Origin of the sequence: Nostoc spongiaeforme FACHB-130 (genome assembly GCF_014698475.1) — a bacterium.
In the GTDB taxonomy this organism is placed as follows: Bacteria; Cyanobacteriota; Cyanobacteriia; order Cyanobacteriales; family Nostocaceae; genus Nostoc_B; species Nostoc_B spongiaeforme.
Genome location: NZ_JACJTB010000033.1, coordinates 36,592 through 58,073 on the forward strand (window position 1 = coordinate 36,592; position 21,482 = coordinate 58,073).

Annotated in this window: 23 protein-coding genes; 9 read left to right on the forward strand and 14 right to left on the reverse strand. The window is 40.2% G+C overall.

The features are described from left to right. Window positions 1-102 precede the first annotated feature (102 nt). Window positions 103-1,668 carry a cytochrome P450 gene (locus H6G74_RS21245; RefSeq protein ID WP_190969560.1) on the forward strand — a complete coding sequence of 522 codons (1,566 nt, stop codon included), beginning with the start codon at window positions 103-105 and terminating at the stop codon, window positions 1,666-1,668. Between the two features lie 114 nt (window positions 1,669-1,782). Continuing rightward, the gene (locus H6G74_RS21250; RefSeq protein ID WP_190969561.1) at window positions 1,783-2,796 is read left to right on the forward strand and encodes an alpha/beta hydrolase; all 1,014 of its coding nucleotides are present in this window, start codon (window positions 1,783-1,785) and stop codon (window positions 2,794-2,796) included. A 19-nt stretch (window positions 2,797-2,815) separates the two neighbouring features. Here H6G74_RS21250 and H6G74_RS21255 read toward each other — a convergent pair whose 3' ends face one another. From H6G74_RS21255 to H6G74_RS21305, 11 genes are all read right to left on the reverse strand, one after another. After that, window positions 2,816-3,451: a hypothetical protein gene (locus H6G74_RS21255; protein WP_190969562.1), complete on the reverse strand. Its 636-nt coding sequence runs from the start codon at window positions 3,449-3,451 to the stop codon at window positions 2,816-2,818. Window positions 3,452-3,499: 48 nt separating this feature from the next. Further along, window positions 3,500-3,994 (reverse strand): ureidoglycolate lyase, encoded by a 495-nt coding sequence (locus tag H6G74_RS21260; RefSeq protein WP_190969563.1) that lies wholly within the window; start codon window positions 3,992-3,994, stop codon window positions 3,500-3,502. Between the two features lie 12 nt (window positions 3,995-4,006). Next, complete coding sequence (locus H6G74_RS21265; RefSeq protein WP_190969564.1) at window positions 4,007-4,447, reverse strand: DoxX family protein; 441 nt, start codon at window positions 4,445-4,447, stop codon at window positions 4,007-4,009. Between the two features lie 189 nt (window positions 4,448-4,636). Further along, the gene (locus H6G74_RS21270) at window positions 4,637-5,884 is read right to left on the reverse strand and encodes a HEPN domain-containing protein (RefSeq protein ID WP_190969565.1); all 1,248 of its coding nucleotides are present in this window, start codon (window positions 5,882-5,884) and stop codon (window positions 4,637-4,639) included. Between the two features lie 66 nt (window positions 5,885-5,950). Further along, window positions 5,951-6,172 carry a hypothetical protein gene (locus H6G74_RS21275; protein ID WP_190969566.1) on the reverse strand — a complete coding sequence of 74 codons (222 nt, stop codon included), beginning with the start codon at window positions 6,170-6,172 and terminating at the stop codon, window positions 5,951-5,953. Window positions 6,173-6,367: 195 nt separating this feature from the next. Continuing rightward, complete coding sequence (locus H6G74_RS21280) at window positions 6,368-6,673, reverse strand: BrnA antitoxin family protein (RefSeq protein ID WP_190969567.1); 306 nt, start codon at window positions 6,671-6,673, stop codon at window positions 6,368-6,370. Beyond that, window positions 6,636-6,914, reverse strand: a complete 279-nt coding sequence (locus H6G74_RS21285; protein ID WP_190969568.1) for a BrnT family toxin — start codon at window positions 6,912-6,914, stop codon at window positions 6,636-6,638. The genes H6G74_RS21280 and H6G74_RS21285 overlap by 38 nt, the downstream gene beginning before the upstream one ends. A gap of 230 nt (window positions 6,915-7,144) precedes the next feature. Next, window positions 7,145-7,510: a hypothetical protein gene (locus H6G74_RS21290; protein ID WP_190969569.1), complete on the reverse strand. Its 366-nt coding sequence runs from the start codon at window positions 7,508-7,510 to the stop codon at window positions 7,145-7,147. 147 nt (window positions 7,511-7,657) lie between these two features. Then, complete coding sequence (locus tag H6G74_RS21295) at window positions 7,658-8,023, reverse strand: clan AA aspartic protease (protein WP_190969570.1); 366 nt, start codon at window positions 8,021-8,023, stop codon at window positions 7,658-7,660. Next, window positions 8,020-8,292, reverse strand: coding sequence for a hypothetical protein (locus H6G74_RS21300; RefSeq protein ID WP_190969571.1), 273 nt, complete (start codon window positions 8,290-8,292; stop codon window positions 8,020-8,022). Before H6G74_RS21300 ends, H6G74_RS21295 begins: the two co-directional genes overlap by 4 nt. Window positions 8,293-8,359: 67 nt before the next feature. Next, complete coding sequence (locus H6G74_RS21305) at window positions 8,360-9,265, reverse strand: alpha/beta fold hydrolase (protein ID WP_190969572.1); 906 nt, start codon at window positions 9,263-9,265, stop codon at window positions 8,360-8,362. A gap of 404 nt (window positions 9,266-9,669) precedes the next feature. Between H6G74_RS21305 and H6G74_RS21310 the strand changes: the two genes are divergently transcribed. From H6G74_RS21310 to H6G74_RS21325, 4 genes are all read left to right on the forward strand, one after another. Further along, window positions 9,670-10,224, forward strand: coding sequence for a thioredoxin family protein (locus H6G74_RS21310; protein ID WP_190969573.1), 555 nt, complete (start codon window positions 9,670-9,672; stop codon window positions 10,222-10,224). A gap of 70 nt (window positions 10,225-10,294) precedes the next feature. Beyond that, window positions 10,295-11,023 (forward strand): UMP kinase, encoded by a 729-nt coding sequence (pyrH, locus tag H6G74_RS21315; protein WP_062297013.1) that lies wholly within the window; start codon window positions 10,295-10,297, stop codon window positions 11,021-11,023. Beyond that, window positions 11,010-11,558 carry a ribosome recycling factor gene (frr, locus tag H6G74_RS21320; RefSeq protein WP_190969574.1) on the forward strand — a complete coding sequence of 183 codons (549 nt, stop codon included), beginning with the start codon at window positions 11,010-11,012 and terminating at the stop codon, window positions 11,556-11,558. Before pyrH ends, frr begins: the two co-directional genes overlap by 14 nt. Window positions 11,559-11,765: 207 nt before the next feature. Then, on the forward strand, window positions 11,766-12,647 hold the full coding sequence (locus tag H6G74_RS21325) for an MBL fold metallo-hydrolase (protein WP_190969575.1): 882 nt from the start codon (window positions 11,766-11,768) through the stop codon (window positions 12,645-12,647). A gap of 4 nt (window positions 12,648-12,651) precedes the next feature. Here H6G74_RS21325 and H6G74_RS21330 read toward each other — a convergent pair whose 3' ends face one another. Beyond that, entirely contained in the window at window positions 12,652-13,968 is a 1,317-nt protein-coding gene (locus H6G74_RS21330) for a recombinase family protein (protein WP_190969576.1), read from the reverse strand. A gap of 15 nt (window positions 13,969-13,983) precedes the next feature. Beyond that, window positions 13,984-14,343, reverse strand: a complete 360-nt coding sequence (locus H6G74_RS21335; protein ID WP_190969577.1) for a VOC family protein — start codon at window positions 14,341-14,343, stop codon at window positions 13,984-13,986. 494 nt (window positions 14,344-14,837) lie between these two features. On the opposite strand from H6G74_RS21335, the gene H6G74_RS21340 reads away from it, so the two are divergent. Both H6G74_RS21340 and H6G74_RS21345 read left to right on the forward strand, forming a co-directional pair. Beyond that, window positions 14,838-16,085 carry a DUF4912 domain-containing protein gene (locus H6G74_RS21340; protein WP_190969578.1) on the forward strand — a complete coding sequence of 416 codons (1,248 nt, stop codon included), beginning with the start codon at window positions 14,838-14,840 and terminating at the stop codon, window positions 16,083-16,085. Window positions 16,086-16,159: 74 nt separating this feature from the next. Beyond that, window positions 16,160-17,092 carry a phosphodiester glycosidase family protein gene (locus H6G74_RS21345; protein WP_190969579.1) on the forward strand — a complete coding sequence of 311 codons (933 nt, stop codon included), beginning with the start codon at window positions 16,160-16,162 and terminating at the stop codon, window positions 17,090-17,092. A gap of 116 nt (window positions 17,093-17,208) precedes the next feature. Here H6G74_RS21345 and H6G74_RS21350 read toward each other — a convergent pair whose 3' ends face one another. Next, window positions 17,209-19,995, reverse strand: coding sequence for a M16 family metallopeptidase (locus H6G74_RS21350; RefSeq protein ID WP_190969580.1), 2,787 nt, complete (start codon window positions 19,993-19,995; stop codon window positions 17,209-17,211). A gap of 394 nt (window positions 19,996-20,389) precedes the next feature. Between H6G74_RS21350 and H6G74_RS21355 the strand changes: the two genes are divergently transcribed. Next, window positions 20,390-21,085 (forward strand): CHRD domain-containing protein, encoded by a 696-nt coding sequence (locus H6G74_RS21355; protein ID WP_242051302.1) that lies wholly within the window; start codon window positions 20,390-20,392, stop codon window positions 21,083-21,085. The last annotated feature ends 397 nt before the right edge of the window (window positions 21,086-21,482 follow it).

Genomic DNA, 21,482 nt, shown 5'->3' on the forward strand with positions numbered 1-21,482 from the left:
CTATAGATGAAGTCACAGAAATAGATTTTGCAGAGACAGAACTGGAAAACAATAAGGTAGTATCTGGGTAATTTGAACTATTTGATAGACAAAGGCGGACTCATGTTTCAAGATATTATTGCTCAAATTGCTTATTCTGAAACATTTCCTTATCTCGCTACAGCCCTGGGTTTTACTAGTGTAGTGGGAACAATTGGGTGGCGCAGGTGGAAACAAAAAAACACATATAAACCCCTAGAATTGCTGCCTTCACCGCCTAAACATTGGTTGTTAGGAAATATTCCCCAAGTATTAGCAGCAGTCAAACAGAAGAAATTATTTTGGCAATTTTTTGTTTGGAGTCAACAGCTAGGGCCGATGTATGTGATCTGGAGTGGCAATATCCCTGTTGTTATATTAAGTAAACCGAAAGTTATTGAAGATACCATTATCAATGGAATGAAAGATGGTAGCTTAATTAGAGCTACGCGATCGCGCCAAGCTTGGAATGATATTACAGGCCCGATTATGATCGGCGAAACTGGGACTGAGTGGCAATGGCGACGCAAAGCTTGGAACCCAGAATTCAGTTCTAGCAATCTCTCGAAATATGTAGAAATTATCAGCCAAGCTTGTGAACAAGTAATTGAAACAATCAAGAAAGCCGCACCAGCAAAAGAAATTCCAGTAGATCCTTTGTTTGTCGAACTCACAATGAGAGTTATTTCTTGTCTAGTACTGGGAATTCCTGTAGATAGAAACAGTACCAGTCAAGAAGGGCCACCCCTCGACGTTGCCAAAGTATACGATGCGATGTCGGTTGTCGGCTATCGCTTCCTGAGACAAGCTACAGGCGAAAAAATCTGGATGAAATATTTGCCGACTCAAAACTCCCGCGATTATTGGGCAGCAAGACGATATTTAGAGGAATTTCTGACTCCCCGTGTAGACTTAGCTTTACAGATGCGAGAAGCAAACCAAACAGATTTACTAAATGTAAGTCCTTTGTTTCGGGAATCAATGTTAGTCAAAATCGCCGCTAAAGAACCACAATACAATCGTGAAACATTAATAGCAGAATCAGTAGAATTTTTAATAGCTGGTACTGATACAACAGCCCATACTTTATCTTTTGCAGTCGCTGAGTTGAGTCTAAATCCCAAAGTATTTCAACAAGCACGAGACATAGTTGATCAAGTTTGGCAGAAATTTGGCGGCATTACTTCCGAAAGTTTCAAAGAATTAGCTTATATTCGCGCCATTCTCAAAGAAACTTTGCGCCTTTATACTATAGCCTCTGGCTCAACATCATTAGAAGCTCATCGGGATACTGTCATTGAAGGTCAAGTAATTCCTCGCGGTACTAGAATATCTTGGTCAATATTGGCTGCTGGCAGAGATCCAGAATTTTATCCTCATCCAGAGGAATTTATGCCAGAACGTTGGTTAGACAAAAGTAAAGAAACTAGTTCTCTACCAATGCTAGACTTTGGCTCAGGGCCTCATCGTTGCTTGGGTGAGCATCTATCAATGCTGGAAGGAAGTATGATGTTAGCATTATTGATCCGCTACTTTGATTGGGAATTAGTCAACGGTCGTTCTTCTGTGGAAGAATTACAGCAAAACCTGTTAATTTATCCGGCTGATAAAATGCCAGTGCGCTTTCAATTGCGAAATTTGCCCAGTTAGTTACCCAAAGTTTAAAATTCCTCTGCCTTCTGCCATATATCATCTGCTAGATTCGTCAGGCTAAAAAATTTCAGATAATATACCCATCCATGCAGAAGAAAGACAAATAACTAAATGACAGTGAGTATTCAAAATACAGCAGATTTCTTGGAACAAGTTCGTCAGTCAGAGTCGAAAGGGCTAAAAAACGAAGCTTGTCGTTCTAGATTTTTGGTTCATCCTCACTCCACATCGAAAGTTTGTCTTTTTTTGCATGGCTTCACAGCCGCACCCTACCAATTTGAACCACTGGGGAAAGCTTTATTCCAGAAAGGATATAACGTTTTAATTCCTCGACAACCTGGTCACGGACTGGCTGGTGAGTGGAACAGTCAAACGCCGCCACCACTCCCGACAGATATTCAAACTTATCAAAAATTTGTGCTGGAGTGGTTGGAAATTGCTCAGACTTTAGGTGAAAAAGTTGTAGTTGGTGGTTTATCAACAGGTGGAACCTTAGCCGCTTGGTTAGCGTTAGAACATCCCCAGGTAATTGAACGGGTTTTATTGTTCACGCCTTTTTTGGGAAGCAGTAATTCATTATTTGATCAGCTAATCAAGATTTTGCCAATTTACTTTGAATGGTTCAACAAAGATGCACCAGGAAATTTTGGCTATAAAGGCTTTCGCATTCCCGCCCTAAGAATATTTTTAGAATTAGGTGAGAAAATTATAGAACAGGCTCAAAATAAAGTTGCTGCGCCTATGTTAATGGTTTGTAGTGAAGGCGATCGCGCTGTTAACCGCACTCAGCAGCGAGAACTGTTTAAAATGATTCTCAAGCACCAGCCCAAATCTTGGTATTACTGCTTTGATGATTCACTGCACATTGAACATCGGATGATGACCAAGCTGGAAGATAATGATTACGAAGAACTGGTGATTACCCTGGCTAAAGCTTTTGTGAATAGTGATTTAACTTGGGTAGAGTTTCAGCAAATAGCAAACCGCATCGCCCAAGGTGAGACTTACGAGCAAATCCAGTGTGAACTGCACCTTGATACTCAAGCTTCCCAACAGTTATCTGCTATGATGACTGAAAATTTTGGTTGCGATCGCCTCAAGTGCATCAACCCATCTCAAGCATAGATGAGAAAGTAGGATGTGTTTAATTATTATTGGTTTGTGACAAAATTCCTACTAGAATTTGCATTAATATTTCCAAATCAGTCGGGACTCGATAAAGCATTAGGTCTTGAGTTACAACCCGACTAACTCTTTGAAAGCTACCAAACTGCCAAATATCTCCTGTTGTCACTGCACCATATAATACAGGTTCATTAGATTCTACCCATGAATCTAGCGCGATTAACTCAACAGCGAGTTGTGTAAATCCTCTTGTCAAATCTGCTTGTTTTGCTTCAACTACTAATATTTGATGTTGAGATTGCAAGTAATAATCTAAATCACCGCGCAGATATTGGTTAATTTCTATAGTGTACTCAATGTTAATTAATGCTTCAGTAATATGGGCAACTTCTAATAAAACGGGAGCAATTAAAACTTCCCGTCTTGCAGCTTCACTTGTCAAACTAACACGAGTTATTGCTTCCTCCAATCGTTCTTGAAGGCTGGCTAATCTGGTGATTGCTTGTGTATTTATTGGTAAGTTAATTGGAGCTTTGGTTAAACTTGCTCCTAACTCACGCAGAATATCTGCTGGGGCAAATTTTAAATCAAAGTATTTGCGAAAAGTATAAGTTTCATCTGGCTTTAGAATTGAGGGACGGTGTGGTGTGACCATAAGTATTAATTAACCGCAGATGGACGCGGATGGACGCGGATGAATTACTTACACCATCTCAAAGTCTAACTGATGACTTTGGCGAAAATCATGGGTGAAATGATCTACCACATTTGTATCCGCCAGTTCTAAATTATAAAAATCCACAACCTCATGATCAAAATAAGGGCCAGCGTGCCAAGTTCCCTCGTTTAATTTAATAAAACAATTCCCTGGAATCCGAAAAGCAGCTATTTCTGCTAACACTGGTTCATCTAATTCATTATGGGGAGGACACACAGCAATGAACCAATCTTTGCCTTCTAAGGAACCTAAACATTGAGTACATTTTATATGACGAGTAATTTTATTAAACTTGCGTCCGCGCTTTTCTAAACGCATAATATAAAATCTCGGAGTGCCATTTTGCAGATTTAATTGAGCATCTTCCGCATCAAAAGCTTTACCATCTTTACTAGCAAAAATTACCTGTCCATAACGCTGAAAATTTTCGGAGGTAATTAATTCTGCTTTTAATTGTTGGACTGTTTGTGATGTACTCATAATATTAATCAATTACCAGTTTAATTCTTTAGGAATAAGTGATTTAGGTATTAACGAAGCTTGGATTTCTTTATCTGAAGGTCTTGTATACCACCAAGCCCAAGCGATTAAAACTGCTTGTAATGGCAATCTAATTGCTTGAAGCCAAGGGGAATCTGAGTATGGTATGGTTTCAATTTTAATATGATTAACTGCCATGTTGATATTAGCAGGGAAAACAGCAATAAATAGCAGTACTAGTCCCCAAGCTGCTGCTTGACTCACAGGCGGGACTAATAACCCAATACCACCTAAAATCTCATAAAAGCCACTCAGATAAACTAATTCTAAAGGATAGGGCAGTTGTGGCGGCATGATTTTAACGTAAGGCTGCGGCATTGCAAAATGTGTAATACCGACGATGATGATTGATATTGCCAAGGTGACACGAAAGAGTTCCTTACGTCTGTTCATGGTTTCGCCTGATTTTGTCCTTGCGCTTACCACTTCAGTTTGCTGATCTGAGGTGAATTTGTCTTCAATCGTCAGAAAGAAACGGATTAGTTAGATTTTAAAACTTGCGATCTCTCCCTGATCCAATCCTGTAAAGTTCCAGTGACTAACGATAAAGCTCAATGGAGGCAGACATCCTTTAAATCCTCACTAGGATATCGGTTCAGTTCGGCGCAGCGCAGTTTTAGGTGGCGCGTTCACAACTCCTAAAACGAGATTATTCCAATCTGGTTTACCATCAACTAATAGACGCAGACCAATTTTTTCTGCAACTTCTTGATATTTGCTAAAATTTTCTCTGACAGCACCTATTTTTTGAAAATCCCCTTTTTCTAACAAGCCAGCATGTGCAACTTGACTACGATAATTGTAAATATCTCTAAGTATTTCGTAGTTTTCTAGACGTTCAGCTTCATTATTTGAGATTAACCAACTACCTCTAAGCCGAAAAGATAGGGATAGCTGATCATTATTTTTATTATCCTCTAGAAGCATCATTTCCAAAGAAATACCCAGGTCTAATATTTTGTCTTCTATTTGCTCTCTGCGTTTTGCTTGACTTAATCGGCTTAAAATTCTCCTCCATCTATTTTTTTCCTTCTCAATTAACCCAGAAAAAGCTTTGTATAAATCCTTAAATTTCTGAGTGCTATCATTTGAGAACTGAGTGCTGCCAAAGCCTAAAACATCATATAGCCCCCTTCCACCACCTGAACAAGAAAATGGCCCAAAAGGAACTGAGTCGTCTGCGTATGATGTTGAATAAAATGGCAAACACGATATGCCAGATAAAAGATTCATCAATAAAGCAATATCATATAATTTTTCGCTTGTCTTAAAAAAGTCGCTTTTAGTAAAATTACAATCTTCTGGATTACTTGACTCAGTTTTTTCTATATTGCATGGATATATTAGGGCGGACTTTGGAAGATGGCTGTGATTGTACATATCAAAGCCCTTCTGAAGGAATTTTTCTTTGTCTCTAGAGTCAACCATTCGCTCAATGGGACATAATTTCACATCTTCACATAAATCCACTTCTTGATCTACTGTTACACCAAGTACCCACAAGCAGTTTACAACTTGAATGATTTGATTATTCAAGAAATTATTGAGGGCTTCTTCAGCTTTCTCTAATCCAACTCTATTTGCAAACCATATAAACCACATTCCAAGAGTTTTAATTTCAAACGTCTGAGCGCCACTTCCACGAGATATCATTTTCCCAGTAAGTTCTTCTACTCTAGGATCGGCAGATAAGATTTTGACAATTTCTCTTCCTATTTCTGTGTTTTCAATGATTTCTGCATATTGAACGAAAAGTTTGGTCTGATAGTCATGTATAAAGACGAATCTCTCCAATTCAATCTCAGGAAGATTCAACTCACCAAGTCTCATAAACTTATTCCAGAAGTGTTCACACAAACAGTTTAGCTAGATTCTAAATTTGTAGTACTGTTCTTCCTAACAGAAATGCTCACGTACCATCCAAACCAGAAGCTCATCTCCTTGTCGAATTGCTCGTCCGTAAGCAAGTACCTCTTCAAAAGCAGGTTCATCCTTGAAAGAACCTGTAATTTGTTGCAGCCAATTCGTCGGTTGAGGAACCGCAATTTGCTTCTGCAATTCAGCGATTGCCGCTTCTATTACTGCAAGCCGCTCTTCTAAAGAAGTGTTAGCTGCCATTTGGGTTTCCTAATGGTTACTGATTATAAGGATAATGAGTTAGAAAGGCTTTGACAATCTTTCGGATAGCGATCGCCTGTTAGTTAGATTGTAAAGCTTGCGATCGCTCTTGCATCCAATCTGATAAAGTTCCATCGACTAACGGTTCACTTGAGCAGCTACAATGAATGTCAAACTCAGCATCAAAATCTTGTGTTAGTTTGCTTGCAGCGAATTGTTATGCGGCTGAGTGTTTACTTTACTATGACTTTCAATGTATTGACGCAAGATTGAGTTGATTAACGTTTTGTATTCACTATCTTGAGATTGAAACCACTTCAAAATATCAGGTTCAATCTGAACTAACTGCTGTGCTTGAGTTGCAGGAATTCGTAGAGTTGCTTTCTCAAAAAACTCCTCTGTCAATGGTGGGATATCGGAGTAATCAATACTCTCATCGTCCATTGCCTCTAATGCTGCCCAATTAGTACGAGAGGTACTGCTCAAGTCTTCGCCGCTCATATCTATTTGCCCTTCGTGCTGAAATGATCCGAATTACGTCATTCTGTCGTTCTGTCCAAACCACAACCGCTACACCGTTACCGAGGAAACCGATACCGAACCAACGGTCTTCGCCATAATCAAACCGATTGTCTAGCTCAATTAGCATTGGATTCTCAAACATTTCAGGAACATCGGCAAAATCAATCTCATGCTTGCGAATATTCTCTAAATTCTTTGCCTCATCCCACTCGAACTGCATGAAGGACTAGAAATACTAATTGAACTATCTCTATTATCCTGCACCTGTCAACGTTGCACAAATGCAACTCAGGTTAGTTGGATTTTAAAATGTGCGATCGCTCCCCTATCCAATCCTGTAAAATTCCATTGACTAAAGGTGTCCGTCAGGGTTGAGACAGAATTTAGAGAAACTCAACTAGCAGATTGAATTAAACATCCCTTGCATGGATTTGTTAGATTTAAATTGATTTAAGGTCGTCCCCATTCTATTTCTTGAATCAAATAATTGCCAGATTCATTTGCAACGACTACTATCACAGCTTCAGTATTTCCTTCTCCAATAACTGAGACGTAAACCATAGCACTATCTGAGTCATTATCTGGTAAATCTGTTTCGACTGAATCTATAGACATTGCACTTGCAGGTATTTCAAAATAGTCAACCATTCCTTCATAAGTCTCTTTAAGGAGAGAGGGAGGCCATTCATCACAAATTGCAGATCCTAAATAAGAATGAGCCTTTTCATATTGATGATTCAGAAGAGCTAATGAAAATTTTAAGGCAACTTGCCCATATAGTGTCTCTAGCTCTTCTTGACTGACTCCGTGTATCATCTCAATCACTCAGCTTAAATAGAGAATTTAATTATTTTAGGGCTTACGGAATAACTCTCTCAAACTCTTTTAACTTCGTGTCTTAGCATCTTTGGTGGTTTATTGTTTCATTATTTGGTGAAGGAATTGCTTGAGCAAATACAGTATTTATAATTCATCAATTGTCACCAACCCGCCTTCTGTAAACTGAATCACAAGTTCCTGCTCATCCAGCAAAGCAGTACCAAGCAAAGGTCGCCTTCCTGTAGCTATGACAAGGACTTCTCGTTCTTCACCATTCCAAAGGATAGTTGCCTCATAAATTGGAAGCAAAACTTCAGTGTTATCTGCCAAATTTGCAGATGTATCGTGTCTAAATGTTAAACCCATCAATGAAACAGCTTCCGAAGGAAGACAGAGTTCTCCAGTGAAACCTGTATCGATGACAAACTCAATTGGTATGCTTGAAGCGTTCCGAAGCAAAAAGGTAAGTGCGACAGTGGCGTGTCTATCTGTCACAATTCCAGTAATCACTTCTGAACCCGCTCCATGACCCCACCAAATGAGACAGCCACGTTGTAGCCAATGCGAATACCAAAGAGTCGGGCGTTTGGGTGTTTCTTGCTGAGATTCCGGGATGCTTGCAACCCAGTTTTATCAACTTCATAATCCCCTGTTTCAATATCGATGATGACCATCTTACCGATGTTTTCTTCAGTTTCGACTTTTTGACGGATTCCACTCTCGTACAGTTGCTTTGCCCGACGTGCAACTTCTTCGCGGCTTAAAAGAATGGCTTGCATACGCTGGTTCTAAGTCGTTACGTTAACTCTTTGAACCCCTCCATAATACCTTACAAAAAATCGCCTGTTAGTTAGATTTTAAAACTTGCGATCGCTCTTCTATCCAATCTTGTAAAATTGGGTTGACTAACTCTGGTGCTTCATCTTGAGGGCAATGTCCTACTCCTTCTAAGGGAATGAATTTCTGTACTGACGGGTAGTTAGCTAACTCTCGACCTAAATGTATTGGTTCCCAAGGGTCGGCGGTTCCCCATAAAATAATTGCTGGACAAGGTAGTTGTGGAAGTAAGTCTTCTGGTAATGGCCCTGTGGAGTATGAGGTAAATGCCAAAAACACAGCTACAGCACCAGGATCTTTGGCGGGTGCGGTGAGAATATCGACTAGTTCATCTGTGACTGTCTCTGCATTGATGTAAGCTTGCAGCAAGATTTTCCGCACGGTTTTGGGTTTGGCGACTTGATTAAAAAAGAATTGCCCAATTGGTTTAATAGATAATACCCTTTGTAAAATTGGCGCACCCACACGCCGAGTCCAAGGTAAAGTGGCGCGTTTGCGATCGTGTAATAATCGCAAAGAACAGTTAATTAATGCTACTCCCAAGGCAATGTCTGGGGAACTGACTGCGGCTTGCATCGCTACAATACAGCCAATGGAATTTCCCACTAAAAAAGCTGGTTCACCTACCACTTCCCGACAAAAATCTGCTACTTGCTGTCCCCACATTTCTAAGGTGTAGGCAATTTTTTCACCAGGTTGAGGTTTGGCTGAAGCACCGAAGCCAAGCAAATCTATGGCATAAACTCGACAAGTTTGAGCTAGTACTGGTATGTTTTTACGCCAATGCCATCCAGAAGCGCCAAAGCCATGCACTAAAATAACGGCAGGCCCGGTTGTGCCTTGAGTTTGGTAGCAAATTGAGAACCCTTGCCATGTCCAAGTTTTTGCGGCAAAAGCAGTTGTCGAAGTCTTCATAGAAAATCTGTATTTTTATTTACTAATTTTAATATTTCGTAATGATTTTGGTGATTTATCTTAAATTGTAGAAGTAACTTGTAAAGATTTTACAATTAGAAAAATAAAAACCAAGATAAAATAGTAACTATCTTTACTTTAAAATAAGTATAAAGGCTGAATTAAATTTATTTGGAATTGAGTCAAAGTTTTGATAAATCTGAGTTGTGACAATTACTCACTAATATCTATCCTGTAATATTTTTACCAACGGTTTTATATTCAGTAGTTTTACAATTTACGCTTTCTCGGTTGATCTCTACAATCATTTGGTATCGAGCATCGGCATCAGGTGGTTGGCTGCCAGAAAAATGACGCTAAATTTCACCTAGACTTTTGTTCCTAGTTCCTTCTGGTTCACGAAGATGACAATACTAGAAACAATTTATACTCCTGTTGGGGGTTATGCCCCGGATTTTGAACTGCCTGGAATTGACGAAAAAGTGCATCACCTCAGCCGTTATTTAGACAAATTTCAGGCGGTTGGCGTTGTTTTTATGTGCAACTACTGTCCTTATGTCAGTCTATATTTAGACAAGCTCAGAAAAATTCAAAGGGAATTTGCTGGCAGTGGCTTTACCCTGATTGGGATGAACGGCTGTGATACTCATAATTACCCGACAGAAAGCTTTGAGATGATGAAAGCTTTTGCCGAACGTCACCGTCTAAATTTTCCTTACCTATGGGATTCAACTCAAGATGTTACCCGGAGTTTTGGCGCGATTAAAACTCCGATGGCTTTTTTAATCGATAGTCATGGGATGGTGCGATATAAAGGGAAAATTGACAGTGATCCGCAAGCACCATCATCTTTTAGAGAAGATTATTTGCGAAATGCGATCGCGGCTTTATTTAAAAATCAAGCAATTAACCCTCAAGAAACAGAACCGGCAGGAACTACATTGATTTGGCGCAACTAGACAGAGATAGTCATTGTGCTGCTATCTTAAATTGGAGGCAATTGCAACTTTTTCGATAAAGCGTAACTTCATGGGAACGAATTACCGACGGGTTTTACTCAAACTAAGCGGTGAAGCCTTAATGGGCAACATGGGCTATGGTATTGATCCAGAAGTGGTCAAAGAGATAGCACAAGAAGTAGCAGAGGTGATAGCCACTGGCGTTCAAATCGCCATAGTCGTTGGCGGCGGCAATATTTTTCGTGGCGTAAAAGCGGCATCGGCGGGGATGGATAGGGCAACGGCTGACTACATCGGTATGATTGCCACGGTAATGAATGCTATGACGCTACAAGATTCGCTAGAACGAATAGGTGTACAGACGCGCGTACAAACTGCGATCGCCATGCAAGAGTTAGCAGAACCTTATATTCGTCGTCGCGCCATCCGTCATCTTGAAAAAGGGCGGGTGGTAATTTTTGGCGCTGGTTCTGGAAATCCCTTCTTTACTACTGATACGGCTGCGGCATTGAGAGCCGCAGAAATTGATGCAGAAGCGATTTTTAAAGCTACCAAAGTAGATGGAATATATGATGCTGACCCCCAAATACATCCTAATGCCAAACGTTTTACTAGCCTTACTTATGCACACGTTTTGACACATGATTTGCGAGTCATGGATAGTACGGCGATTGCCTTGTGTAAAGAAAACAACATCCCAATTCTGGTATTTGACTTAACGGTGCGAGGTAACATCCGCCGCGCAGTCATGGGAGAATCAATCGGCACCCTTGTGGGAGGTTCTTGTGAAATTAGCTGAAGCTGAGAGTACAATGCAAAAAACTGTTGAGTCAACTCAACGGGCATTTAATACAATTCGCACTGGTCGCGCCAATGCCAGTTTATTAGATAAAGTGACGGTGGATTATTACGGTTCACCAACACCCTTAAAATCACTGGCGAATATTAGCACGCCAGATGCGACGACAATTTTGATTCAGCCTTACGATAAAAGCAGTTTGAACACTGTTGAGAAGGCAATTTCTCTTTCTGATGTAGGTTTAACACCTAGTAACGATGGTTCTGTGATTCGGCTGAATATTCCGCCGTTAACTAGCGATCGCCGTAAAGAACTGGTTAAAATTGCTGCCAAGTATGCTGAAGAAGGTCGTGTGGCGATTCGGAACATCCGCCGTGATGCGATCGATTCAATTCGGAAGCAGGAAAAAGCCTCAGAAATTTCTGAGGACGAAGCCAAAGACCAACAAGATAAACTGCAAAAACTCACAGACAAATACACTGCTAAAATCAGCGAATTGTTAGCAGAAAAAGAAAAAGACATCACAACTGTCTAAAGTATGCAATGTGAAGTCTGAAGTATGAATTCTATAAATTGATAATTCATACTTTGGTTTTATTTAGCTTGATTTAGAGAAATCGATAAGCTCAGATCCCCGATTTTTTAAAAATCGGGGATATTGTAGTTAAAGCTTCATCTCAATTGATATTTATGTTTGTTACTCTAGGGCTATTGGGGTTTATGGTCAGTCCAAGAGGTTAACATGGCTCATTTAGATTTACGTCGTCCCCAAAATACTAACGGCGATTTTTATGTAGACACTACCTGTATTGATTGTGATACTTGTCGCTGGATGAGTCCAGAAGTTTTTTCGCGTGTTGATGAACAATCAGCAGTTTATCATCAACCAAGTAATGAAGCAGAAAGATTAACAGCACTGCAAGCACTTTTAGCTTGTCCGACAAGTTCTATTGGGACAGTTGATAAACCCAAAGATATCAAAGATACTCAAGAAACTTTGCCTATTTTGATAGCAGAAAATGTCTATCATTGTGGCTATCATTCCGAAAAATCTTATGGTGCTGCGAGTTATTTGATTCAACTAGAAGACGGTAATAGTAATATTTTGGTGGATTCTCCTCGATTTACACCGCCTTTAGTTAAGCAACTAGAAGATATGGGGGGAATTCGTTATATGTATTTAACTCATCAAGATGATGTTGCAGATCATCAAAAGTATGCTGAACATTTTGGGTGCGATCGCATCCTCCATGCGGATGATATTTCTGCAAATACTCGCAATGTGGAAATTCAGTTAACAGGTTTAGAACCATTTGCCCTGACTTCAGATATATTAATTATTCCGGTTCCTGGACATACCAAAGGACACACAGTTTTACTCTACAAAAATCAGTTTTTATTCACAGGCGACCATCTTGCTTGGTCAGAAAATAGACATCAATTAGCAGCATTTCGTGACCACTGTTGGTATTCTTGGTCAGAACAAATTAAATCAATGCGGAATTTAGCTAATTATACTTTTGAGTGGGTTTTGCCTGGTCATGGGCGGAGATTCCACGCCGATGTTGCAACTATGAATCAGCAAATGCACAAGTGTATTGAGTTGATGGAAAAGCTTGCATAATTTCCTAAAAAATAAACACTATTCGTAAATCCCATTTTTTATCTTCACGGATAATTTCAATTTGGCGAATAAATTCTCGGAGGTAAAAGCGTCGTTCTGCTTCTGACAAATCTAACCAAAATTGCGGAATAGATACAGCTTGGGCGACAGAACGCAGATTGACAGGAGGGAGTGTAGCTAACTTGGCTTGGAGTGTAGAGATTTCTGTACGGAGTTTGTATTCTCTGAATTTTGCTGTTTCTACATCTAAAATGCCAGTTTCAATTAAAGCAGGTAACTGAGCTAAGATTTCTTGTTGATGAGCGATCGCATCCCCTAAACTATTCTTGACAGTATCCAATTCAGGAGAATTAATCCCGGCTACTGCTAATGGTAAATCACGACAAACTTTAGCGATCGTCAATTCTAAAATGTCTTGGTAGGGAATGGCGCGACACTTGGGACTGCGAGGACAACTAATCGGACGTAAATAAAGATACTCTTGGTCTTGGTAGCGTCGAGTAACACGAGTGACTGTTGTATGAGACTGACATTCGCCACAGACAACTAACCCAGCTAAAGAACGCGGCGCACTTGCAGTTCGGGATGGTAAACGGCTATTACGGCGTAACAGTCGATCAATTTGGGCTGCTTCTTCTTTAGATAGAATTGCCGTATGGGTATCTGAGATAATTTCACCGTTGAGATAAGCTGTGTCTCCCCGATAAACAGGATTTGTTAACCAGCGTCGCCCAGTAGTAACGGAAATTTTCTTCCCATACTTTTTCGCTAAGTAACGCACTGCGCCCCGCAAGGAACCGTAGAGTAAAAAGTGATCAAAAAAGTCTTTCACTACGGGGGAGGTGCTGCGGTCAATAATATATTTTCCTTGACCACGGCGATAACCATAAGGTGCTTTTCCGGGTGGGGGTGCGGCTTCTAGGCGGTTGCGGGCGTGTCCTTGACGGATACGCCGACTTCTTTGTTGATATTGAATTTCTTGGATGAGTTTTAGTAATTCAGCGCGAAACTGGGATGTTTCTGATGTATAAGATTGTTCAGTAGCAATCACAGCTACACCCATCGCTTCTAGTTCATTTAAGCGATCGCTGACTTCCTCTACCGTATCACCTAATTCTTCCAGGCGACGAACCAGCAAATATTCTACTGGTTCATTTTGACAGTCTATGAGTAATTGTTGTAATTGCGATCGTACAGTATACCCATCAGTATCTCTCTTGGACAAATCTTCATAAACTCGTTCTACCTCCCATTGCCAATTAACACTTTGCGGCACAGAGTCGAGGAGAGGATCACAATAAATGTAGGCAATAACTTTCATCAATTAATCATTCAATCACTGCTGGCTGATCTCAATTACATTTCCATCAGGATCTTGAGTAAAGATGGCGGGGCGACCAGAGGCGCTGGCTTGAATAGGATAATTTTGACTTAGCAGTTCTTGTTTAGCTTGTTCTAAATCACTTACTGCAAAAGCAATGTGGGGATTACGTCCCCATTTTTCGTTGGGGTTATCGGTTGGTACTGTGGATGCGACTATGAGATGAACTTGATAGTCGCCGACTTGATACCATGCACCAGGATATTTGAGGGAACGGTCAATTTTAGATAATCCCAACACTTGAGTGTAAAAGTTTTCAGCACGTTCTAAGTCGGTAACGAGAATGGCTGTATGAAGGCTTTGGGTAATCTGCATGGTTGGTAAAGTTCGCTTTTATTTAGATTTTGACGTATTAGCTGTACAACTAGATTAAATCCTAGAATTTGAGATGAGATCATCTGTCTACAAGGGTTTGATAGCTTGATACTCATTTAAATCATGAAATCTTGACAATGCTAAGGAGTGTAAAAGCTTAAATGTCAAAAAATCATGACAATGTGATCCCGTCAAAGCTATTAAATTCGTGAAAGCCTGAAAAAAGTGCCTTTAGACCCCTTGATCAATACCGAGGGTTACTGGTTAGTATTTACTTAACAAAACGACTCCTCCGATCCCGAAAAATGCTTACCAAGCATTCAAGGAAATTGAAAGGGAGTGACCCTCATTTTAAAAGCGAATTAAAAAACTTTAAAAACTGGGCAAAACCAGGAGTCAGGAATAAGAAATTCATCTGAGAAGAATGACTTTTTTATTAAACATTCTCTAACTCAGAGAGATAATTACCTTTCAAACTACTGGAGGCCAAATTAATGGCAAAAGAACGCCCACCGCTAGAGGAGATGACACTGAGACAACTACGTAAAGTTGCCAGTGAATATAGTGTCTCCCGCTATAGCCGAATGCGTAAATCACAGTTGTTGGCAGCAATTCAAGAGGTGCAGCGCAGCAAAGCGTCCCTTAGTCCATCTCGTTCACTTGAGGCACAGGAAACCGTGGAAGCAGCAAAATTTGAACTGGGTCAAGAAGACCGTACAGGTGGATCTCTGGCTGATGTTGATGAAGGACTCGCCGATCTACCGGGTGGTTATGGTGAAAGTCGGATTGTGCTTTTACCCCGCGATCCCCAATGGGCTTACACTTATTGGGATATTCCCAACGAGCATAAAGAAGAACTGCGTCGTCAGGGCGGACAGCAATTAGCACTGCGGATTTATGATGTTACCGACATCAACATTGATTATCAAAGCCCCCACAGCATCCAAGAGTATCCTGTTGATGAACTAGCCAGAGAATGGTATTTGCCTATTCCTGTGAGCGATCGCGATTATGTCATCGATATTGGTTATCGGACTTTTGATGGTCGTTGGTTAGTTTTGGCTCGTTCTGCTCAAGTACACATTCCTCCTGTGTATCCCTCTGACTGGATTGAAGATGTCTTCATCACCGTCAACTTTGAAGAAGACCTGCGCGGTAGAACTCTGTACGAACTAGTACCACCTGCTAAGAAACTGCCAACAGCCGCAGGAGTTAATGGTGGTAACCCCATCTATGACCAAATCTTTGGTTTAGCTGAATCTGCCGAAGCACAACGGGTTGCAGGTTCTCTGTTTGGTTCTATGCAGCATGTACCTGGTTCTGTACGTCCCGAACAGGCTATCAGTTCCTACGTCTTCCCATCTGGTGTCGGTATGTGGGCAGTTCCCACCGTGTCTGGTTTAACCATGTCTGGTGCAGGAATGTCTGGTGTTGGCTTCTCAGCTTCCGCCGCACCAATTCGTCCCCGCCAGTTCTGGTTAATTGCTGATGCTGAATTGATTGTTTACGGTGCAACCGAACCCGATGCTACCGTAACAATTGGCGGTCGTGAAATTAAACTGAATCCCGATGGCACATTCCGCTTCCAGATGTCCTTCCAAGATGGTTTAATTGACTACCCAATTTTGGCTGTGGCTGCTGATGGTGAGCAAACACGCTCAATTCACATGAAGTTCAATCGTGAAACGCCATCTCGCAATACCAATACCAAAGAAGAAGCTATTCCCGAATGGATTTTCTAAATAATCCACCGAAATTGGAATTTTGAATTATTACCCGCTATAGTCGTTCTGTAGCGGGTTTTTATTATCTGAGTATGTGGATTAAAAAAATATTTCTCTTATCTATATTGAGCATTACCATCAATTTGTTATTTGCTTGTAAAGAAGATACAGCCAATTCATCAACCAAAGCTGCAAAAACTTGCCCTGGTGAAAATCCTCAATTCAGTCTGGAATTTTTTAAAACTAATAATCAAGGTATAAAATCCACTAAGGGTATTAATCATGTGATTATTTTTAATCCTAAATCACCCAAGTTAGATTTCAAGGTGAATGTGGGTTTAGCTCACAAGCTTTATGCTAAAAATCAACAGGGAAAATTTATCAGAAATTATGTACCGAAGCAATTTAATGAAATTATTAGCGATCGCAATTCCCTGTTAAATGGACAAAGACCGCTAGTAGCGATTAACGCCGACTATATAGGCACTGATGATCAACCACAAGGCTTAAATATTTCTCGCGGTGTTGAGTATTCAGGCGCATTTAAAAATAGACGTTCTTCCTTTGGTATTTCTGGAGGTAAACCACAAGAGCGAATCGCTACAATTCAAGCAGGGAGAAGAAGTAATAATCTTTTGAATTACAATTTAGTTGGTGGTAATGGCAGATTTTATCGCCAAGGTAAGTTTAAAGATATTTGTCAAGATTTAGGAGAACTTGCTTGTAAAGAAGCAATTAATCGCTCTATGGTGGCGACGACTAGTAAAGGTTATGTAATTTTATTAGTGAATGATATAAAAGCTAATTCAGTTATTGAATCTTCTCAAGTTAATCAGGAATTAATGCCAGATATGTTTGATGATGTTTTATCGGGTATTGCCCGAAATAATTGTTTAGGCACAATTCAAGAAGGAATGTTATTTGATGGCGGTGGGTCGCCGGGATTATATTATAACGGTAAAATTTATGTTGAAAATGGCGGTGCAATTGGTTCGGTGTTTTTGATTTATAAAATAGCTAATTAAATTAATTCATTCACAAAATATATAAAATCGCCTTGACTCATATACCCGACTTCTTGAGGAAGTCGGGTATCTAGCTGTGTATGAATAATTGAGGTCAAATCACCGATGAGTTACCCTTACTTAGATGCCGTATCACCAGGGCCAGCAGTGACAATCACCACATTTTCTGGTTGAATTAAATCTTTGATGACTTGTTGAATTTGAGTCATATTTACAGCTTGAATGCGTCGCGGAAATTCACGAATTTCTGCGGGGGAAAGACCCAAAACAGCATTATTTAAAATGATGCTGGTAACTTCGCTAGGGTTAGCTAATTCCACAGGGTAGCTATTAGTAATGGAACGTTTGGCAGTATTTAATTCTGATTCTGTAATGCCTTGTTCCCGTAGCTGTTTGAGTAAAGCGATGGTGCTGGCGATCGCTTTTTGGGCATCTGTAGGGGCAGTTTGCATTTCAATTAAGAAGGGGCCGGGATTGATCCCCGCAGCAAAACCACTGTAGATACCATAAGTCAAACCGAGGCGATCGCGCACTTCTGTACCTAAACGGCTAGATAAAGTATCACCACCTAAAATTTGATTCAGTACCAAAGCTGCATAGAAACGGGGGTCTTTGCGAGAAATGCCGTTGTAACCAATGTAAGTTACAGCCTCCGCTTTACCGGGAATTACTTTATTCAAGCGAGTGGAAGTTTTTGGTAGGGGTACTTTCGGCAAATTCAACGCAGGTGGTTTACCTTCAGCTTGCCATTTCCCAAAAGCTTGATTGAATAAATCTTTCACCTTCACTGGGTCAAAATCTCCCACTAAAGCGAGTGTGGTTGTATCTGGACGGTAATGTTGACGATAAAAGTTCAACACATCATCCCGCGTGATACTTTTTAAACTGGCTTCTGTGGAAAAACTGTGGAAAGGATGATTTTCTGGGTAAATTGCTTGTTGAAATACGCGCCTTGCTAAAGTACTGGGGTCATCTAACTGTACTTGCAAACTAGTTAACGCCCGTTGACGACTCAGTTCTAATTGGTCATCGGGGAAATTAGCATTTTGTAATACATCTGCCAAAGTTTGCACTAAAACTGGCAAGTTAGCCGAAAGTCCTTCACCACTAATACTGACTCCTTCGCGGCTGGGGCTAAACTCTAGACTGGTTCCCCTATCTTCTAAAGTTTGGGCTAAAGCCAAAGCATTTTTCGTTTGGGTTCCATTCATTAAGTTGTCTGCTGTCAGAAGGGCGAGTCCAGCTTTTTGATTTCCATCAAACTCAGTTCCCGCATCAACTTGACCACTAATGTTAATTGTGGGCAGACTGCGGTCAGGTAACAGTAAGACTCGCAAACCATTGGCTAAAGAAAACTGTTGTGGTAGAGGTTGTTGATTAGATACTGTAGATGAACTTGCAGGGGGTAAATATTTCGCCAGTTCGGCCGGGTCTACAGGTTGACCAGGACTAAAGTTTTCCACAGTCCGACCAGAACCAGAACCAGAAGTTCCGGCTTGACCATCTGGTTGAGTTGGTTCAAAAAAGCCGATGGTTTGTTTAGCTGGAACAAGGTAAGTTTTTGCTACTCGTTGGACATCTTCTGGTGTTACTTTGGCGATCGCCGCTAAATAGCGTTCAATATATTTATAATCTCCCGCCACAGTTTGGTTATATCCCAACTGACTAGCTTGGCTGCTGATATCTTGATTCCCTAAAACAAAGGAAGCTTGCAATATTGTCTTGGCGCGGTTTAACTCTGCTGCACTCACTCCTTTTTGTTGTAATTCTGATAGGGATGTTTGCAGAACTTGAGCAATTTTCTCTACCTTTTGACCGGGGGCGGCTGTCGCCTCAATTTCATACCAACCCGGTTCGATTAATTCCGCCGCACTTCCACCCACAGAACTTGCTAAACCAGATTCCACCAAAGCTTGATAAAGTCTCGAACTCCGTCCCCCGGTCAAAATTGCATCCATGACATCAATTGCTGGTACATCAGGATGTTTAATATCTGGTAAAGGATAGACAACATGCAGCAAAGCGGCGCTTCCCGGTTCTTTGAGAATTATGGGAGTGGGGAGTTGGGAGTTGGGAGTTGAGGGTTGGGAGTTGGGAGTGGGGGGTGTGGGTTTTTGACTATCGACAGTTGACTTTTGATTCTTCGTCAACTTACCAAAACTTTCTTTCACCGCTTTGAGTACAGGTTCTGTGGCAAAATCCCCTGTGATTACCAAAGTCGCATTGTCAGGACTGTAATAAGTTTGGTAATAATTCCGCACCTGTTCGACAGTAAATTTTTCCACATCGGCTTTTGTACCACCTACAGATAAACCATAAGCCCGATTGGGAAAAGCCGCTTTCATCACCGCCCGATTTAAACGGTAACTGGGTGAATTTTCATAGCCTTGTAACTCAGAAATCACGACACGCTTTTCACTGGTGAGTTGTTCAGCCCCAATCAAAGCATTTTTCATCCGGTCTGCTTCTAAAATTAGCAGTGCTTCGAGTTTATCTCGCTGCACTGTGCCGAAGTAAGCTGTTTCGTCGTAACTTGTAAAAGCATTAAACTGACTACCCAAGGCACTAAACAAACGTCCGAACTGTACGGGGCGGTCTTTTGTACCTTTAAACATCAAATGTTCTAACTGGTGAGAAATACCACTTTCACCTTTACCTTCGTTGCGTGAACCAACTTTATACCATACTTGCACACTCACCACCGGGGCAGTGTGGACTTCTTTTGTTAATACTGTTAAACCGTTTTCTAATACAGTTTTTTTAACTCCTTGGGTAAAAGATAATCCCGATACTGGCGTGACTGCGGTTGGTGTAGCCGCATTAATCACATTGCCATAAAAAGGTATAAAACTGAGAAAAAAACTAAGTAAAAATGCTATTACCATCGTTGAGCGTCGCTGCATAAGCAAATCAAAATGTGAATTTTTAATTCATAAAGGCGATTCTAGCGAATCATTTGCTGAGATATGGGGATCAATTTCTGTAATCATGCCAGAATGACATGATTTACAAAAGAAATTAAAGACGAAAATCTTATCTTGGAACAAACAGATCCCTGAATTCTTAAAGAATTTGGGGATATTCTGCAATAAATAGCTCAAATTTAAGTAATTGCACTGAACCACTCTGTATATTGCGATGTTCAAATAAGTAAATTAGACAGCCAAATTCCCGTTAAATTTCGCAAAACAAGTAATTACGCGGAAATTTTTGTCTAATTACAGAGTTGCAATGAAACATCTGCATGTATTTTCGCTAAAACTTAAGTTTTATTACACACAGAGAAGGATGGCAGTTATGCAGTTTATTAAAACTATATTCACGACATTGATGTATCTGGCAATTTTTACATTGTTCAGCATCTTTGTTCAACCAGTAAACCAAGCAGTTGCTTTAAGTCAGTCAAGTAACATTAAACTTGACCCCAGCAAAGGTAAAGAAATTGGTTTTGTCTACGAAGCTTTTTTAAGTCCACTGCAAGAACCAGATGATGAGGAAAATACACCAAAAATTGCCCCACCATCTTTGAAATCTACCGCACCTTCTATACCCAGAAATCAGCGTAAGTCACATGGACATGGAATAGTCAAATTCACCAAAGACTTGAGTAAAGCATTTGTCGATGTTCAAGTCGCAGGTGTAAATCTCAAAGATATAGTTATGTTTCATATCCATTGCGGTAAACCAGATGTACTTGGCCCTATTCAAGTTGATTTTGCTTTGACTGGCGATATTAAACAAAACTTTGCTGATGGTCATTTTTCCGCAGAAGTAACAGATGAAATTATTGAAAAGACAGCTAATTCTGCCAAAGATTTATTAGGACTTTACACTTTAGGTTGTCCCATTGAATCAGGAAAACCAGATAAAGTTAAAACAATTGCTGGTATGGCACATTATGGCAGACGTAGTGAACTTTATTTTAATTTACATACTAAAGGTCAAACTTTTTATGGCGATATTCGCGGTCAATTACATCCGGTAGAAAATTAGAATATAGCAGTCTTGTTTGGGTAGAAACAAGGGGGATAGGGTAGACAAGGGAGACAAAGGAGACAGGACAGTTAAATCATTTTTAAATAACAAGACCATGATTTATTAAAAGTAATCATGGTCTTATATTTTTAATTTATTTTTTTAGATTTTAATTTATTTTTTTTAACATGAACAAACTTATTTTATCTCCTAGATTACAAAATGCTGTGTTATGTTTGATGGGTTCAAAAAAGCAATCAAAGCAACAGCATAATTTAAGGTGAGATGACTAATGATATGAATGTGCTGGTGGACAATTTTCACTAGTTATCTTGAATTATGATGACCGAATTAATCAAATAAATGGTTTGTTGATGGGTTGCGATTTCCAAATCTACCAAACAGAGGATTTGAT